The following is a 1714-nucleotide window of genomic DNA, read 5'->3' on the forward strand; positions in this document are numbered from 1 at the left end:
AGTTTCTCTATTTTTAGCTAAGTTAAACTACCAGTTTTTGCTACATCTTTCCTTATTTTCTCATGATAAACTTTTTTCACAGAGACTAGGATGTGCCAAGGGGAATAGACTTCATTGCTACTGACAGCCAGTAAAGGCTTACAGGAGCACAAACTAAAATAATTACCACAGGCGTAATGCGGGCAAAACCATCACTATATTTTAGTGCCGTCGTCCACACAATTTCAAGTAAGCCAGCCAACAATAAATATAACCAGGCCATAAATTAGTTCCTTTCTACTAACATACGAAAACATTACACATGAGAATGCAGAAAGTCAACTTAGTATTTCACATGCCTTAATGATGTTGTTGCACCCAATTTCTAGTTGTTCCTGGGAGGTTGCATAAGAAATTCTGACAAAATTTTCAAGGCCAAACGCAACTCCTGGAACTACGGCAACTAAATGATCCTCCAGCAAGTATTCAGTGAAATCGAGGTCATTATTTATTACTTTACCATTTTTTGTGTTCTTGCCTAACAAGCCTTTGCACGAGACGAACAAATAAAACGCACCTTGCGGAGTAGATGCTGATAGTCCTGGAGTAGAACTTAGCTTTTCTACCACAAAATCTCTACGATTCTTGAAAATTCTCGTTCTTTCCTTCAAAAAACCATGATCGCCGCTTAAAGCTTCAACTGCTGCTGCCTGTGCTATTGAGTTTGGATTAGAGGTGCTCTGAGACTGCAGTGCAGAAATAGCTTTTATTACATCACTTTTACCTGCAATATAACCTATTCTCCAGCCTGTCATTGCGTAAGCTTTTGATACTCCATTGACCACAAAAACCCTATCATAAAGCCTCGGTTCAACCTGGGCAATAGTAAAAAACTTCTCATCGTATATTATATGCTCATAAATATCATCTGTAACAACGTTCACGTGGGGATACTCAAGCAATACTTGTGCTATGTCTTTCAGTTCATCATATGTATACACAATTCCCGCTGGATTATTCGGTGAGTTAAGGATCAACCACTTAGTCTTCTTAGTTATTTTGCTTTTTAACAATTCTGGTGTTAGCTTGAAGTTTTGCTTGCACTTTACCACAACCGGCAGACCGCCAAAAAGACTTACCATATCAACATATGAGACCCAATAAGGGGCCAGAATTATAGCTTCATCTCCAGGGTTAATCGTTGCCATAAATAAGTTAAACAATACCTGTTTAGCGCCAGTACCAACGCAGATTTGATTAAATGTATATTCGAGATTGTTATCCCTTTTTAACTTATTGATTATTGCCTCTTTAAGTTCACGTGTCCCATCAACAGCAGTGTACTTAGTTTTACCTTCGTTTATTGCTTGAATAGCTGCTTTTTTTACATGATCTGGAGTGTCAAAGTCCGGCTCTCCTGCAGCTAAAACGCAGATGTTTTTCCCCTCGCCTTTCAGTCTATTTGCCTTGTCGGTTATGACAGTCGTAGGTGATGGCTTTATTAGGGACATTCTTTCTGCAAGATCTGACATAATCTCATTAAAGTTGAATCAAAATGATAAGCCCTACACAACAAAAAAGCTAGAAATTTTGTTATTAGATTTTTAGCATAACCACATCAAACCGGTTCTTGGCAGCGTATTGGATTCAACAGAAACGAAAAAAACTACTTGACAAATTCTTTCAACCCCCTTATAATGATACTGAAGCTATTATTTATCTTCAGTCTGTGCAG

2 protein-coding genes are annotated in these 1714 nt (G+C 38.0%); both read right to left on the reverse strand.

All coding sequences use genetic code 11. The features are described from left to right. Positions 1-85 precede the first annotated feature (85 nt). Positions 86-262, reverse strand: a complete 177-nt coding sequence (locus GO685_RS05115; protein WP_175937853.1) for a DMT family transporter — start codon at positions 260-262, stop codon at positions 86-88. A 55-nt stretch (positions 263-317) separates the two neighbouring features. Then, entirely contained in the window at positions 318-1511 is a 1194-nt protein-coding gene (locus tag GO685_RS05120; protein ID WP_175937854.1) for a pyridoxal phosphate-dependent aminotransferase, read from the reverse strand. Positions 1512-1714 lie beyond the last annotated feature (203 nt).

It is taken from the genome of Wolbachia endosymbiont of Madathamugadia hiepei (assembly GCF_013366855.1).
Lineage (GTDB): Bacteria > Pseudomonadota > Alphaproteobacteria > Rickettsiales > Anaplasmataceae > Wolbachia.

Excerpts from the sequence above, each read along its gene's own strand:
- GO685_RS05120 (WP_175937854.1), bottom strand. The coding sequence starts at position 1,511 with ATGTCAGATCTTGCAGAAAGAATGTCCCTAATAAAGCCATCACCTACG.
- GO685_RS05115 (WP_175937853.1), bottom strand. The coding sequence starts at position 262 with ATGGCCTGGTTATATTTATTGTTGGCTGGCTTACTTGAAATTGTGTGG.